The sequence below is a fragment of the Rhizobium gallicum bv. gallicum R602sp genome, assembly GCF_000816845.1.
In the GTDB taxonomy this organism is placed as follows: Bacteria; Pseudomonadota; Alphaproteobacteria; order Rhizobiales; family Rhizobiaceae; genus Rhizobium; species Rhizobium gallicum.
In genome coordinates this window covers 213,282-228,031 of the sequence record NZ_CP006879.1, presented here as the reverse complement: position 1 = coordinate 228,031, position 14,750 = coordinate 213,282, and the positions used below count along the sequence as shown (strand labels likewise).

Here is a 14,750-nt window from a genome sequence, read left to right as displayed (position 1 = left end):
AGCTACATTTCAAATGGATAGCGGAATGCAACACGGTTGGCACAAATGATGCATGCAAGGATATGAACTGCCAAGCCCGCCATCCATTTAGGGAGGAAGTAAGAAACCGCCATGCACATCGTAATCTGTATCAAGCAGGTGCCGGATTCCGCACAGATACGTGTCCATCCGGTGACGAACACAATCATGCGTCAGGGTGTGCCAACCATCATCAACCCCTATGACCTCTTCGCCTTGGAGGAAGCCCTTGGATTGCGCGACTCTCATGGCGGCGAGGTCACCGTGCTCACCATGGGGCCGCCCATGGCAGAGGACGCGTTGCGCAAGGCGCTCACCTACGGTGCCGACCGCGCGGTACTCTTGACCGACCGCTATTTTGCCGGCTCCGACACGCTTGCGACCTCATTCGCTCTGTCTCACGCAATCGCGAAAATCGGAGAGTCCTTCGGCACGCCTGACATCGTCTTCACGGGCAAGCAGACGATCGACGGTGACACCGCCCAAGTCGGGCCCGGCATCGCCAAGCGGCTCGACCTCCTGCAGCTCACCTACGTCGCGAAGATCGCTTCCATCGATCTCAATGCGCGTGAGATCACGGTAGAGCGCCGCTCGGAAGGCGGCACGCAGACGCTGAAGAGCAAGCTTCCTTGCCTCGTTACCATGCTGGAAGGCACCAACGAGATCCGCCGCGGCTCGCTCGACGACGCGCTACGCGCCGCGCGCAGCCAGATCGTGAAGTGGAGTGCGGCCGACGCCGGCATCGAGGACCTCACCAAATGCGGCCTGCGTGGCTCGCCAACCGTCGTCAAGCGCGTCTTTGCACCTCCTGAGCGGGCGGAAAAGGCGGAGCAAATCGACACCACCGAAAAGACGCCGCGCGATCTCGCGGATGAGTTGATCGCCGGGATCTTCTCGCGCCAGCCGGGGCTGGAAAACGAACTCGCCTTTAACGGCGGCGCGTGACGGCAAGGAGCGACGAAGTTGACCGCAAAACGAAAAACCCCTCCTCCCGCCGCCGGCCGCGCCGGAATGAAGAAGGGACTGCCCGCGCATTTTAAGGACTATCGGCACGTCTGGGTCTTCATCGAGCTGGAGCGCGGCCATGTCCATCCCGTCTCCTTCGAACTGCTCGGTGAAGGCCGCAAGCTCGCCGACAAGCTGGGCGTCCAGCTCGCCGGCGTCGTTCTCGGACCGCCGGGAGAGGCCACCTGGTTTGCCATCGCCGAGGCCTTTGCTTATGGCGCCGACCTTGCCTACATCGTCGAGACCCCACTGCTCGCCGACTACCGGAACGAGCCTTTCACCAAAGCATTGACGGATCTGGTTGCTACCCACAAACCCGAGATTCTGCTTTTAGGTGCGACGACGCTCGGCCGCGATCTGGCCGGTTCCGTGGCGACGACCTTGTTGACAGGGCTCACGGCGGACTGCACCGAACTCGATGTGGATGCGGACGGCTCCCTCGCGGCGACCCGGCCGACCTTCGGCGGCTCCCTGCTATGCACAATCTACACGCTCAACTGCCGGCCGCAGATGGCAACAGTGCGACCGAGGGTCATGGCCATGCCGCAGCGCGGGAATAATCAGGTCGGGCGCGTCGTTCAACACGAGGTGCCGATGGTCGAGGAAGAGATCGTCACCAAAGTCCTCGGCTTCCTGTCCGATGGCCAGTCGGCAAAGGCCAATCTCGCCTATGCCGATGTCGTGGTTGCCGGAGGCCTCGGTCTCGGCGCGGCGGAAAACCTGAAGCTTGTGAAGAATCTCGCGCGGGCGATCGGGGCCGAGTATGGCTGTTCGCGCCCGCTCGTTCAGAAGGGCTGGATGCCGGCTGATCGGCAGATCGGCCAAACTGGCAAAACGATCCGGCCGAAGCTCTACATAGCGGCCGGCATTTCCGGCGCCATCCAGCATCGCGTTGGCGTCGAGGGAGCTGATCTCATTATAGCGATCAACACCGACCGCAACGCGCCGATCTTCGATTTCGCGCACCTCGGCGCCGTCACCGATGCGATCCGTTTCCTGCCGTCATTGACGGAACTCTTCACCCATCGGCTGTCGCCGCACAGTCGCGATAAGCTTGCGAACTGAGGGGACACGGCCATGACCGAGGAAAAGTTCGACGCCATTGTTATCGGGGCCGGCATGTCCGGCAACGCAGCTGCTTACACCATGGCAAGCCGCGGGTTGAAGGTGCTGCAGTTGGAGCGGGGCGAATATGCGGGATCTAAGAATGTCCAGGGCGCCATCATGTACGCGAACATGCTGGAGAAAATCATCCCGGATTTCCGAGATGACGCGCCTCTCGAGCGCCATTTGATCGAGCAGCGCTTCTGGATGATGGACGACACGTCCCACACCGGGATGCAATACCGGTCGGATGACTTCAATGAGACGAACCCCAACCGCTACACGATCATTCGCGCCCAATTCGACAAATGGTTTTCGCGCAAGGTGCGCGAGGCCGGAACAACGCTTCTGTGCGAGACGACTGTGACGGAACTCGCCCACGACACAGAGGGCAAGGTGATCGGCGTCCGCACCGACCGTGCCGGCGACGTGATCCTCGCTGACGTGGTCGTTCTCGCAGAAGGCGTCAACGGGCTGCTTGGCACGCGGGCTGGTTTGCGTCAGACGCCGAAACCCGAAACCGTGGCGCTCGCCGTCAAGGAAATGCATTTCCTGGCCGAAGAGGTGATTGACCAGCGGTTCGGCCTTAAGGCCAATGAAGGCTGCGTCATCGAGGCAGCTGGTACTATCTCCCGCAACATGGCCGGGCTCGCCTTCCTCTATACCAACAAAGAGTCGATCTCGATCGGCATCGGCTGCCTCGTCTCCGAATTCGCCGCGACAATGGAAAGTCCTTATGACCTGCTCGAAAACTTCAAGAACCATCCATCGGTCCGGCCGCTGATCGCGGGTTCGGAAGTCAAGGAATATGCCGCTCATCTCATTCCGGAAGGTGGCTACAAGGCAATCCCGCCGCTCTTTGGCAACGGCTGGGTCGTCGTCGGCGACGCGGCGCAGCTCAACAATGCCGTGCACCGCGAGGGATCCAATCTCGCCATGACGTCGGGGCGCATCGCCGGCGAAGCTATCGTCCAGATCAAGAATCGCGGCAAGCCGATGATCAAGGAGAACCTCGCCCTTTACAAGTCGATGCTGGAGAAGTCATTTGTCATCAAAGACTTGCGGAAATACAAGGACATGCCTGCCCTGCTGCACACCAATTCCCGCAATTTCTTCACGACCTATCCAAAATTGCTGTCGCAGGCCGCGCAGAACTTCATGCGAGTGGACAGCACCCCGAAGATCGAGAAGGAACGGGCGACGACGGCCGCCTTCATCAAGGCGCGCTCGCGCTGGGGGCTGGTCAGTGACGCAGTCCGCTTTGCATTCGCCTGGCGCTGAAGGAGAGATGAGATGACGATCGCAGTGACCAACATACGCGTAGAGGACAAGCTTTACCAAAACCGCTATGTGGTCGATTCAGGCCGCCCGCACATTAAAGTGCGACCGCACCAGTCCCCGAGCGTAAATCTGTACGCCCTGACGAGTGTCTGCCCGGCCAAATGCTATGAATTGAACGACCAGGGCCAAGTGGAGATCACAACCGACGGGTGCATGGAGTGCGGCACGTGCAGAGTACTGTGCGAGGCAAGTGGTGAGATCGAGTGGAATTACCCAAAAGGCGGCTTTGGTGTTCTCTTCAAGTTCGGGTAACCGCTTGCATATGCCCAAGAGCCTGGAACCAACACCGCGATTGCAGCCAAGCGCTGCAGCAATTTTGCTAAGATCGGCTTGTAATCTTGAAAACCCGTATCACAGGTTCATATGAATATGTACAAACAGAGGTTTTTGAGATCCGTCATAGACAACTAAAGGCTTTATAATGGTTCACATGCCCGCGCGATCGGTCGATGGGGTAGAAGCTCTGCCTGCACTCCCTGCTAAACCGATGCGCCAAGCGGACATCCTGCTCAGCGGAATCTATGAGATATCGAAGGTCCTGACCGCCCATGCCCGGCTAGAGATCACGCTTGCCAATGTCGTGAACATCCTCTCTTCGTTTCTGCAAATACGGCACGGAGCAATCGTTGTCCTGGCCGCAGAAGGACAGCCCGAGATTACCGCAACTGCCGACATTCCCCGCCCCTCTCAATCAGCCGATCGCGGCGTCATACCGAAGGCCGTAATAGACCATATCGTCACAACGGGTGCGCCCTTCGTCATAAAGGATGTTGGCAAGTCCGAACTATTTCAGGCTGATCTTCAAACGTCTCGGAGCAGCGGCACCGTCCCAATTGCCTTTATTGGCGTCCCGGTAAAGGCTGAGAAGAAAATTCTTGGCACGTTATCGATCGACCGCGTCAGGAATGGCACCACCATCTTCCCCTCCGACGAGGACGTATGCTTTCTAACCATGGTCGCCAACCTCGTCGGTCGGACCATCCAGCTTCATCGCATTCTGAACCTGAATGGTCAGCCGCTTATCGGGGAACAACAGAAACCGGAGAAATCGCTCATCGCGGAGAGGAGCGCCCCGGGCCGGCATCCACACGTCAAAATCGACGGGATTATCGGGGAGAGTCCTGCCCTCAAGCAGGTGGTCGAAACCGTCTCAGTCGTGGCAAGGACGAATACCACCGTGCTTCTGCGGGGCGAAAGCGGCACCGGCAAGGAGTTCTTTGCACAGGCGATCCATGAGCTTTCACCTCGCAGGAAGAAGTCGTTCGTCAAATTGAACTGCGCCGCGCTGCCTGAGAGCGTCCTGGAATCGGAGCTGTTTGGGCATGAAAAGGGTGCCTTCACCGGGGCTATCGCGCAGCGCGCGGGACGCTTCGAATTGGCGAATGGCGGAACCCTGTTGCTTGATGAGATCGGCGAGATTTCGCCGGCCTTTCAAGCCAAGCTGTTGCGCGTCTTGCAGGAGGGCGAACTGGAGCGGGTCGGCGGCACCAAGACGCTGGAGGTTGACGTCCGGCTCATATGCGCCACGAACAAGAACCTCGAGATGGCTGTTGCAAACGGCGAGTTCAGGGCCGACCTTTATTACCGCATCAGCGTAGTGCCAATTGTCCTGCCGCCGCTTCGAGAGCGACCCGGCGATATTCCACGCCTTGCGAAAGTTCTCCTTAACCGATTCAACAAGGAGAACCATAGCGAGCTCGCATTCGCGCCGTCGGCGCTTGACGTGATGTCGCAATGCTACTTCCCTGGCAACGTCCGCGAGCTCGAAAACTGCGTGCGAAGGACGGCCACGCTTGCGCGTTCAAGGACGATCGTTCCGTCGGATTTCGCCTGCAAGAACAGCCAGTGCCTTTCTTCGCTCCTCTGGAAAGGCATCGACGGGTCGCACGGCGGCAATGCCATCGATGAGCTTGCCAAGAACAATGTGATGCCGGCTGCATCGCCGCACTCGGCCCGGTGCATCGGCGTTTCGCCCGTCAAGGCCTGTGATCCGAACGATCCCGGTTGTCCCGCAATGGGGTCGCGTCTGACGGAACGGGACCGGCTGATCGATGCGATGGAGAAGGCCGGCTGGGTTCAGGCCAAGGCGGCTCGTATCCTCGGCCTGACGCCGCGTCAGGTCGGCTATGCTCTGCGCCGGCATCGTATCGAGGTGAAGAAGCTGTAAGCGTGCTGGTGACATGTTGCCCTTCTTGCATTTTGTGTGATTGAGGTACTGTGGCTTTCACGAACCAATTCGCCTGTCCATTGTCGAAATCCTGACAAACCTGTGTCGAAGCAAACGGACGGAATCGAACAAGAAAAGCTAACATATTGAAGTAAAACTATTCTTTAAGTTGGCATGGCTCTTGCGCTTTGAATGCGACGTTACCTACCAACGGAGCCTTCAATGTCTGCACCGACGATTTCGCTTGAGAGCCTGACCAGCACGACATCCTTGGATCAATTGCTGGCGACCGCGAAGTCCAGTGGTTGCACATCCTCATCCTGCGGCGCGTCCACAAAGCCGGATGACATGGACTCGGCTATCTGGGCGAAGATCAAGGATCATCCCTGCTATTCAGAAGAAGCCCACCACTATTTCGCGCGCATGCACGTCGCGGTCGCACCAGCCTGCAATATTCAGTGCAACTACTGCAATCGTAAATATGACTGCGCCAACGAAAGCCGGCCTGGAGTCGTCTCGGAAAAGCTGACGCCAGACCAGGCGCTGCGCAAGGTCATTGCGGTCGCCAACGAAGTGCCGCAGCTTTCCGTGCTCGGCATCGCCGGACCAGGCGATGCCTGTTACGACTGGAAGAAGACGAAGGCAACGTTCGAACGAATCGCCAGGGAGATCCACGACATCAAGCTGTGCATCTCCACCAACGGGCTTGCGCTGCCGGATCACGTCGCCGAGCTTGTCGACATGAATGTCGATCACGTGACAATCACCATCAACATGGTCGACCCGGAAATCGGCGCAAAGATCTATCCTTGGATCTTTTACGACAACCGCCGCTACACCGGCATCGAAGCCGCCAGAATCCTGCACGAGCGGCAGATGTTAGGCCTGGAAATGCTGACTGCGCGCGGCATCCTCACCAAGGTCAATTCGGTGATGATCCCAGGCGTCAACGACGAGCACCTGATCGAGGTGAACAAATGGGTCAAGGAGCGGGGCGCGTTCCTGCACAATGTTATGCCGCTGATTTCCGATCCGGCCCACGGCACCTACTACGGCCTGACCGGACAGCGTGGCCCTCGGGCGCTCGAATTAAAGGCGCTACAGGATCGTCTTGAAGGCGGCGCAAAGCTGATGCGCCATTGCCGGCAGTGCCGGGCCGATGCAGTCGGCCTGCTCGGCGATGATCGCGGCCAAGAATTCACCCTCGACCAAATTCCCGGCGAGATCACCTACGACGCCCGCAAGCGCGAGGCATATCGGGAAGTGGTCGCGCGCGAACGAGGCGATCACGTGGCGGCCAAGAGCGAGGCGATCGAAATAGTCAAAGCAGCCTGCGGCGGGTCCCTCCACGTCGCGGTGGCGACGAAGGGCGGCGGCCGCATCAACGAACACTTCGGCCACGCGAAGGAATTCCAGGTTTATGAAGCTTCGCCGAAAGGAATCACCTACGTCGCGCATCGTAAGGTCGAGCAGTATTGCCGTGGAGGCGTGGGCGAGGAAGCCACCCTCGACGGCGTCATCGCTGCGCTCGATGGCATTGACGTCGTGCTGTGCGCCAAGATCGGGGAGTGCCCTAAGAATCAGCTCATGGAGGCTGGAATCCGAGCAACGGACGCTTATGGCTACGACTACATCGAGACCGCCATCGGCGCCCTTTACGCCGCCAAGTTTGGGGTCGAACTGCTAGCGGCGACGGCGTGAGCGGTCTTATTCTAACATTCTCAGGAGTTGAAAAATGGCCTTCAGGATCATCGCATCCCAGTGCACACAGTGCGGAGCCTGCGAGTTCGAATGTCCCTCGGACGCGATCGATTTCAAGGGTGAGACCTATGTGATCGATCCGGACAAGTGCACCGAATGCAAGAAAACCTTCGAAACGCAGCAATGCGCCGAGGTCTGTCCAGTGCCGAAGACCTGTGTTCCCGCCGCACCTTCAATTTAATCGCCAGCATGGTGGGGGCTCCTGCGCAAGAGCCTGGAACGCCTTTATTGACATCCTGCCGCTCGGAAAAGGAGGAACGGTCATGGGCCTTGGACGTGAACAGGAGGTCGAAATCCGCGAGCCTCCGCGATTTATACCGGGTGAGCGGGTGCAGGCCACACTTCACGTAAAGAATGACGGCAGCTATGCTGGCAAAGAAATCGGCGAAAATCTGGTGCGGAAGGGCGACGAAGGCTATGTGCGCGATATCGGCACCTTTCTCCAGCAGTTTTACATCTATGCTGTCGAATGGGTCGATCGCGGCACTGTCGTCGGCATGCGTGCGCGTGAACTTATGAGCCTCGACAAAGCCGCGGCTTCCGGCGCTGTTGAAACCGCCAGGGCCTCAACGAAGGAATAGCCAGATGAAGGTAATGATCCGCAGATCCAGCGCTGGCTTGTGGGCTTACGTTCCCAAGAACGATCTCGAAGAGCCGATTATCAAGGTCGAGAATGAAGAGCTGTGGGGCGGGGCTATAACGCTCGGGAACGGCTGGCGGCTTGCCCTCCCCGACATGCCGCGGGATACGCGTCTGCCGATCACCGTCAAGGCTAGGAGGATTTTTGACGAGGACTGATGCTGCAGATAGACGAGGACAATCGGAAAGAGAAAACAGCATGAACACGATCCTGACCTCGGACCCTCTCTTGGTTGTTCGCGACAGTGACGCCGAAAAGCGGCTTGACCTTCTGAAGAAAGCGCTCGCCGCCAACGAGGTCGTCCCCTATCTCGGTCCCGGACTCCTTCGGCTCGGATCCGCGGAAACTCCTGTACCGCCCACGCCGGAAGCCGTCGCCGCCGCACTCAACGCACACGCGCGAGCCCCCTCCAAGATACGCACCAATATGTGGTCGGTCGCGCAGTTCATCGAACAGCGCCGGCATCGCCGGACGCTTCAAAGTTGGATGGCCGAGATATTCGGAGCGCCCGTGGCGCCGAGCGTGCTCCACGCCTGGCTCGCAACGCTGCCGCTCTCCCTCATCGTCGATAGCTGGTACGATGGGTCGATGCGCGCGGCCCTTGCGGAAACTGGCCGAACGGACGTCGTCGAGGTACAAGGCGTCACGCGGGCGAACGAATTCGGCGACATTTGGACGAAAACCTACGATTTGTCCGGGAGGGAAGTCGAACTCGCGCCAGCGGCAAAGACGGTCCTCTATACGCCGCACGGGAGTCTTCGGCCAGCCGCAAACTTCCTCGTGTCCGATTCCGATTATGTCGAAGTCCTAACCGAAATCGATATCCAGACGCCGATCCCTGAAGTGGTGAAGGAACGGCGTACAGATCGTGGCTTTTTCTTTATCGGCTGCCGCTTCGACGATCAGATGCTGCGGATCTACGCTCGACAGATCATGAAGCGCTCCCACGGCCCACATTTTGCAGTGCTTGATGCGGAAATGCTGACCAGAAACGAACGCCGCTTCCTTGCAGCAAGTGCAATCACGGTTGTCGACCTGCCGACCCGCGAGGCCACGGCTCTGCTTGTCCCATCAGACATCGGGGCGGATGGTAGCCAGGGCCATAGAGCGGCCAGTTCGAATTTCTGTTGCCGCTAGAGTCGGAAGAAGCCATACGTCTACGACAAAGCTCTCTATCTTCGCAGGTCGAGAACCTATTCGCCACTCAAGGATTGGAGGCGCATCGCAACACGCTATGACCGATGTGCCCACACGTTCTTCTCAGCGATCTGCATCGCAGCTTCCGTTATCTTCTGGCTTGGGATTGGCGAAGTCCTGACCTAGGTTTCGGGGCGTCGTCGCAACGAGCAAGTTTTTTGGTCGCGTTCAATAGCTGCTCATGCAGGAGTGATGAGTTTAGCAGGAGTTTTGAACGGATTTAAGACGGCCACTCCCCGGCCGACGAAATCCTCCTCGTTTCTAGTGACGACAAGTAGGCCGTGAACCTGTGCCGTTGCCGCCAAGCCCACATCATCGATATTCTTGTCGCCGCGACCGAGATGGCCTCCCCAAACGGTTGCGACCTTCTGGTCGACAGGAATGATCCGACCTTCATATGCGGTGAAAATTTGCTGGGCCGCCGCAGCAAGGCGATCAGCAACAAGCTCATCGGTCTTCCGCTTTTTCTCGATGCCCTTGGTTATTTCACGCACGGATATGACACTGATGGCGAGATCGAGATCATCGACCTTCGAAAGCCAGGCTTTGGCGTTGTCGTGTGGCTTCGGTCGGCTCAGTTCCTTCAGGACGTTTGTATCAAGCAAATACTTCAATCAAGATCATCCAACGCGCTGAGATCAGCTTCGCGCATCGCCGCTTTTGCTGTCTGCTTTGGGTAAGGCCGGCCCGCCTTTGGATGCGCTTCGGCGTAAATTTTCGCGGCGATGATTTGAGACTCGGCGAGCGAGGGATAGTCTTGCTGGACCTGACTAACGGAAACTCCGGCATCGAGAAGTGCTGCAATTCGATGGGCTTCGATTTTGGTCCCCCTGATGAAGGCCTCCTTACCCGACGAATCAATATGCGCGTTCAGCCTATCGAGCTCTTTTACCTTCTTCTCGACATCACGGACGTGGCTGGAGATGTCGTATCGATGATTTCCAAAGACGACCACTTTCTCATGACGGCCTTGGAGCGTCGTTCGTAGCGCGTTGTAAAGCTCCGACTGAGTTTTCGGCGTGAACGCTTGTTTTAGTTCGTCATAGGCGTGCAGAAACACTAGCTCGGCGGTACCGAACTGCCGTATGCGCCGACCGCCTCTCGTCACCAGATGAGGCTTGACCGGCGAACGCTCGACGACTTTTTTGAAGCTCTCCAGCGGCTCGCCGAGCACGAATGCGGCCTGAGCTGTTGTCAAAGTTTCCATTCTTCCTCACTAATTCAACCCCAATAATAGGGTTTAATTAGAAACCTTTCAAGATGTGAGGATCATCATTGCCGAGCATCAGAATGGCGATCATCCCAACTGGATGGAATTTCATACGCCACCTTTGGAAAGCAATGGATCGTCGGCATCATTCCGTTACGACCGCAATGCACCTTGGGCAAAACTTCGACGAAGACGACAATGTCGTTGGCGTTCGTCCGCAAGCCTTCGAACTACGACCTGATGAGCCGTACCTTTCGTCAACTTGGTGTGAGTATTTCTCTGGCGCGCAGGATCAACAGTTGAGGTGTGCCATCGAGGCAATCCGTAACAGTAATCTCAAGGTTGGAGGAAAAGCGCAGTTCGCTGTGGGGCTTGTGCGAGAGATTAGGCAACTCGTCGACGCTAGACCAAATGCCAAAAAGATCCGGATCATTCACGAGCCTGAAGAAGATAACGAGGCCCATGCCGCCATGCGCCATTGGCCCGAAAGTGATGTTGAACTTTTCGATCTCCTCGCTCAGTCTGTATGGTCAATGCTCTACAACTCGGAAGCGGCGGACGCACTCCCAACCTCAGAGTGCGCATGCAGTGAGCGAGGCCAAGGCAAATAGCGGACAAATCGGCCACTTCACATTAACTCATAAATCCCGGCATTCTCCTCTGGCGCGGCCCCTATAAGAGGCGTGCCGCAGTTTCCCGTCATGCGTCCCGGCGCGATATTCGACCTCCGCCACCAGCGTCGGCTTCACCTAAACGATATATTTGCGCCGACCTGAATATTCGACAGGCGGTTTCTTCGCCTTGAGTTTGTCGAGAGCTTCGCGCAGCTCATACGCGGTGCGTTCATTGAATCCGGTACCGACCGATCCGACATAGATCAGCTTCTTGCCCTGGCGTGCTGCGAGCAGCAGCGAACCAATGCCAGCACGCGCTACGAAGGAATGCTCATAGCCGACAATCGCGAAGCCGTCGCTCTGGATGCATTTGATTTTCAGCCAGTCGCCGATGCGACCGGAACGATAGGTGCTTTCTCGGTCTTTGGCGATGATGCCCTCGAGGCCGTGCTCGCAGGCAGCTACAAAAACCGGTCTCCGTCAGCTTCGATCTCTTCAGAGAGCCGTATGACGTCGTCTCTGCTCTTGATCAGCCCTTCCAGGAGATGGCGCCGCGCCGTGAATTCCAACTGCCTCAGATCACGACCGTCAAAATAGAGCAGATCGCAGGCCATGAAGATCGCGTCGTCTGAGGTTCGCTTGCCGCCCCGGCCGCCGAGCGATTGCTGCAGCAGCCCGAAATCGGACCTGCCTTGCTCGTCGAGCACGACCGCCTCGCCATTAAGGATCGCGGTCGCCACGTCGAGCTTCTTGGCCGCTTTTGCAATAGCCGGGAACCGATCCGTCCAATCATGGCCGCCGCTGGTGATGATGCGAACGCCTTTCGGGCTCAAGGTGCACGGAAAGGCGATAGCCGTCCCACTTGATTTCGTATGCCCACTGCGGCCCTTTTGGGCGGCCTTGGCTTCAGCAGCGCCAGGCACGGCTCTATGCGTTCTGGCATATGGTCGAGGGGAAGATTGGGCTGCGCTGGATCTCGTGGCTTGCGCGGCCGGGATCGCAGTTGTTTGTCGGTCGCCTGAAGAGGCCTGGAACGCGGGGACTTCGCCATGCGATAATTACATCATGCATAGCGCAAATATCCACCGCGAATTCGGCGAGGACTATTCTACCGGCCGCTTGTACTGCTCGATCCGCGTAGCGTGGCCGTGCGCCTCGGCGAGTGCTTGAGGCGAATGCTCACCGCTGATTGCGAGACTGACGGCGGTCGTCATACCCACACGGCCGCGGCCGCTCTCTATCTCGCGCGAGTGGAGGTTGCAAACCTCGTCCGCCGCCATAGGTTGTTATAAGGACTTGATGATCCGGACTCCTTTCGATGGCCTGGACTGTGAAACTTCAAGATCGCGAGATAACAATCACGACAGCGGCAATTGACGTTCTCAAAGCGCGTTTTGTACGCGATGAGGAGCTTCTTTCACGGATGTCAGAATCGTGGTGGCGCGACATCTTCGTACACATGGTCGCCTTTGGCATCGACCCAACCGAGATCATCCAAGCAGTCCACAACGTAGAGGCCGGCAAGCCGAACAGCGATGTCACTGTGACCAAATTCAGAGACGAGTCGCTTAAGGCCTTATGGCACAAACATTACTTCACGGCACGCTATCTCCCTGCCAATATCTTCCCAGCGCGTGGAAAGAACGGCCTCAATACCATTGTCGATGAAATCCTCGATCCGGTGAAATACCCGGTCATAACACCTCAGGCTATTGATGAGCTAGCGCAAGCCGTATCAACTTTGCCGGTCAAAAACCGCAGTGTGGACGGAAAGCTCACCGGCGAATGGGTCATATTCGCCAAGCATGATGGGAAGAACTACTATCTCGGCCTCGCCCGGACGATCGCTTCGACAGGACTTTAATTTGTAGCACCGGAGATTTCCGGAGCTATCAGGTGGATTCCTCGCCCGTTGTAGCCGGACCCGAATTTTCGGCGCGATCCGCGAAGGCCACGGAAGATCGCGATTTCGAATTGTCTGATCTTCTCGGAAGCCTCAGCAGTCATTCGCGAGCACATTCAAGTCCCGACGATGATATTGCTGATCAGGAATTTGAAGCGCACGACTAGGAACATTCCGAGCGCCTCGGATGTTCGGCGGAATGGATCGTGCGGCCAAGTTCTCCTGTAACAGTGCTTCATCCCCTTGCACGTGGCCGTGCGGTCCGCTTCGGTTCTTCGCGCATCGTCTGTTAGCGTACGGTAACCATGATTCTTGATGGCTTCGTTTGCCTTATGCGTTATTTAAGCGCATCCTTATTTATCGGCCCGACAATTTCAACCGGGTGCCCCGGGCCGCTTGAGAGACGATCTGCTCTTGCCTGAAATAGGAGAGCTGGTATGTCTCTTTTCGAATTAGTTTCCTTTACCGATGATGAGATTGAACTCGTGACGTCCGTAGTCGTCCGTTGGTCAGAGAGAAATCATGTCAATGTCAAAAGCGAACACGGCCAGGCCGCGCTAACGCAGGCCATCGCCCTCGTCAGTTCCGGCATGAGTTCGCCGGGTGCCATCGTGGGGAGGCTCGATGAGGTTTGCGCACCGCCCGCCCCCGAGTATCCTAGGTCTCTTGTTGACGAGTGAACGCTAATACTACAGTTGTAGATGCCCTCGAGTTTTGTAATGAGCGATCATTGCTAGCGCTTGGTGCTCGACGACATCAACGAGCTACACGGGCTTACGGCCACGTTTGAAATCAGAAACGGCGACCGCGTCTTCAAGCGGTGGGCGGCTTGATATGCAGGTGCTCGATCTAAAACCCGTCGCTCACCGTAGCGGCGGGAGGATGTTGCATGTCGCCAATTTCGATATGCAACTCTCCGATAACGTGGCCATCTACGGGATGCGGCTTCTTCGCGCGCCGAACGGGGATCATGTTTCTTATGCGCCAACCGCGCTAGGTGGTCGCCGATCGGTGACATTCGGAGGGCCTCTCCCCGAAGCTATTACCGCCGCCGCCCTCAGGACATTTATGGAGCTCGACACAGCCAATGGCGCCACTTCCGCGGAATAAGACTGAGCCGACCGCCGCTTTCGATGAGCCCGCGATCCGTGAACACGAGCTTCTCGTTGATAGCCTGCCGGACGAAACCGGCCGTTCCCATGTCTGCGCAGAAAATATCGCCCTTGCTGCGCAGTTCCCGCTCGCCCTCTGAGAAGCGAAAGCGACGGCGGTCGTCTTCTTTGCCTACGCCCGTCGGGACGAGGACCGGAGAGCCATCGAGAAAGCCGCAGACATTCTTTTCGCCGTCGCTGTATATCGTCAACCCGTATCCGTGAACGGGTCTGCTGGTGTCAGAAATGCGCAAATAATCCTCCTTCGCCGGCGCTCGGCAAACGATTAATGAATGATGATTGATTGTCGGGATCGGCCGTGCCGAAGTCTAGAATCAGGCGATTTAGGCAGCCGCCATCGCGCGAGCATTGTCATTTGCGAATTCGTAGACAGCCGTCCCTCGAGTCCCGGTAAGCCACGCATCGAGGTCTGACCTGAGATACGTGACGGAACCACAAACCTTCAGATAAACCGGGCCACTTCCAATTAAGCGCGTTTTGTTGAGCCAGCTCGCCGACTTCCGAATGTAGGCCGCAGCTTCATTTGTATTGAATTTTTCGCTTGACACTTTTGCCCTCCCTGGTTTACAAAATTTGACACAACAAATAAAATTTCGCTATGCGTCTGATCGTGACATT

The 14,750-nt window shown here is 57.5% G+C and carries 16 protein-coding genes and 2 pseudogenes; 14 read left to right on the top strand and 4 right to left on the bottom strand.

The features are described 5' to 3' along the window. Nucleotides 1-111: 111 nt before the first annotated feature. From RGR602_RS22075 to RGR602_RS38620, 11 genes and pseudogenes are all read left to right on the top strand, one after another. Nucleotides 112-963, top strand: coding sequence for an electron transfer flavoprotein subunit beta/FixA family protein (locus RGR602_RS22075; protein WP_040114248.1), 852 nt, complete (start codon nt 112-114; stop codon nt 961-963). 66 nt (nt 964-1,029) lie between these two features. Further along, nucleotides 1,030-2,088 (top strand): electron transfer flavoprotein subunit alpha/FixB family protein, encoded by a 1,059-nt coding sequence (locus RGR602_RS22070; RefSeq protein WP_052451696.1) that lies wholly within the window; start codon nt 1,030-1,032, stop codon nt 2,086-2,088. A 12-nt stretch (nt 2,089-2,100) separates the two neighbouring features. Continuing rightward, nucleotides 2,101-3,408 (top strand): FAD-binding protein, encoded by a 1,308-nt coding sequence (locus RGR602_RS22065; RefSeq protein WP_040114246.1) that lies wholly within the window; start codon nt 2,101-2,103, stop codon nt 3,406-3,408. Nucleotides 3,409-3,420: 12 nt separating this feature from the next. Then, nucleotides 3,421-3,720 carry a ferredoxin family protein gene (locus RGR602_RS22060; RefSeq protein ID WP_040114245.1) on the top strand — a complete coding sequence of 100 codons (300 nt, stop codon included), beginning with the start codon at nt 3,421-3,423 and terminating at the stop codon, nt 3,718-3,720. Nucleotides 3,721-3,955: 235 nt separating this feature from the next. Further along, on the top strand, nt 3,956-5,635 hold the full coding sequence (gene nifA, locus RGR602_RS22055) for a nif-specific transcriptional activator NifA (protein WP_133938083.1): 1,680 nt from the start codon (nt 3,956-3,958) through the stop codon (nt 5,633-5,635). Nucleotides 5,636-5,857: 222 nt separating this feature from the next. Next, entirely contained in the window at nt 5,858-7,336 is a 1,479-nt protein-coding gene (nifB, locus tag RGR602_RS22050) for a nitrogenase cofactor biosynthesis protein NifB (protein WP_040114243.1), read from the top strand. A gap of 34 nt (nt 7,337-7,370) precedes the next feature. After that, nucleotides 7,371-7,577, top strand: coding sequence for a 4Fe-4S binding protein (locus RGR602_RS22045; protein ID WP_040114242.1), 207 nt, complete (start codon nt 7,371-7,373; stop codon nt 7,575-7,577). 82 nt (nt 7,578-7,659) lie between these two features. Continuing rightward, entirely contained in the window at nt 7,660-7,977 is a 318-nt protein-coding gene (locus RGR602_RS22040) for a nitrogen fixation protein NifZ (RefSeq protein WP_040114241.1), read from the top strand. 4 nt (nt 7,978-7,981) lie between these two features. After that, nucleotides 7,982-8,194, top strand: coding sequence for a putative nitrogen fixation protein NifT (gene nifT, locus RGR602_RS22035; protein ID WP_040114240.1), 213 nt, complete (start codon nt 7,982-7,984; stop codon nt 8,192-8,194). A gap of 40 nt (nt 8,195-8,234) precedes the next feature. Then, on the top strand, nt 8,235-9,173 hold the full coding sequence (locus tag RGR602_RS22030; RefSeq protein ID WP_040114239.1) for an SIR2 family NAD-dependent protein deacylase: 939 nt from the start codon (nt 8,235-8,237) through the stop codon (nt 9,171-9,173). Next, nucleotides 9,174-9,359, top strand: a pseudogene (locus RGR602_RS38620) (hypothetical protein); the annotation flags it as partial. Between the two features lie 53 nt (nt 9,360-9,412). On the opposite strand, the gene RGR602_RS22025 reads toward RGR602_RS38620, so the two are convergent. Together RGR602_RS22025 and RGR602_RS22020 are read right to left on the bottom strand one after the other, a co-directional pair. After that, complete coding sequence (locus tag RGR602_RS22025) at nt 9,413-9,847, bottom strand: type II toxin-antitoxin system VapC family toxin (protein ID WP_040114238.1); 435 nt, start codon at nt 9,845-9,847, stop codon at nt 9,413-9,415. Next, nucleotides 9,844-10,440, bottom strand: a complete 597-nt coding sequence (locus tag RGR602_RS22020) for a DUF433 domain-containing protein (RefSeq protein ID WP_040114237.1) — start codon at nt 10,438-10,440, stop codon at nt 9,844-9,846. Before RGR602_RS22020 ends, RGR602_RS22025 begins: the two co-directional genes overlap by 4 nt. Before the next feature lie 83 nt (nt 10,441-10,523). On the opposite strand from RGR602_RS22020, the gene RGR602_RS22015 reads away from it, so the two are divergent. Then, complete coding sequence (locus tag RGR602_RS22015) at nt 10,524-11,054, top strand: hypothetical protein (protein WP_040114236.1); 531 nt, start codon at nt 10,524-10,526, stop codon at nt 11,052-11,054. A gap of 27 nt (nt 11,055-11,081) precedes the next feature. Here the strand turns inward: RGR602_RS22015 and ligD are convergent. After that, nucleotides 11,082-12,108, bottom strand: a pseudogene (gene ligD / locus RGR602_RS22010) (non-homologous end-joining DNA ligase). A gap of 267 nt (nt 12,109-12,375) precedes the next feature. Here ligD and RGR602_RS22005 point away from each other — a divergent pair. Together RGR602_RS22005 and RGR602_RS22000 are read left to right on the top strand one after the other, a co-directional pair. After that, on the top strand, nt 12,376-12,921 hold the full coding sequence (locus tag RGR602_RS22005; protein ID WP_052451695.1) for a hypothetical protein: 546 nt from the start codon (nt 12,376-12,378) through the stop codon (nt 12,919-12,921). 476 nt (nt 12,922-13,397) lie between these two features. Then, entirely contained in the window at nt 13,398-13,640 is a 243-nt protein-coding gene (locus RGR602_RS22000; RefSeq protein ID WP_040114235.1) for a hypothetical protein, read from the top strand. Between the two features lie 386 nt (nt 13,641-14,026). Here the strand turns inward: RGR602_RS22000 and RGR602_RS21995 are convergent, their stop codons facing one another. Next, nucleotides 14,027-14,365, bottom strand: a complete 339-nt coding sequence (locus RGR602_RS21995; RefSeq protein WP_132553387.1) for a hypothetical protein — start codon at nt 14,363-14,365, stop codon at nt 14,027-14,029. Between the last annotated feature and the right edge of the window lie 385 nt (nt 14,366-14,750).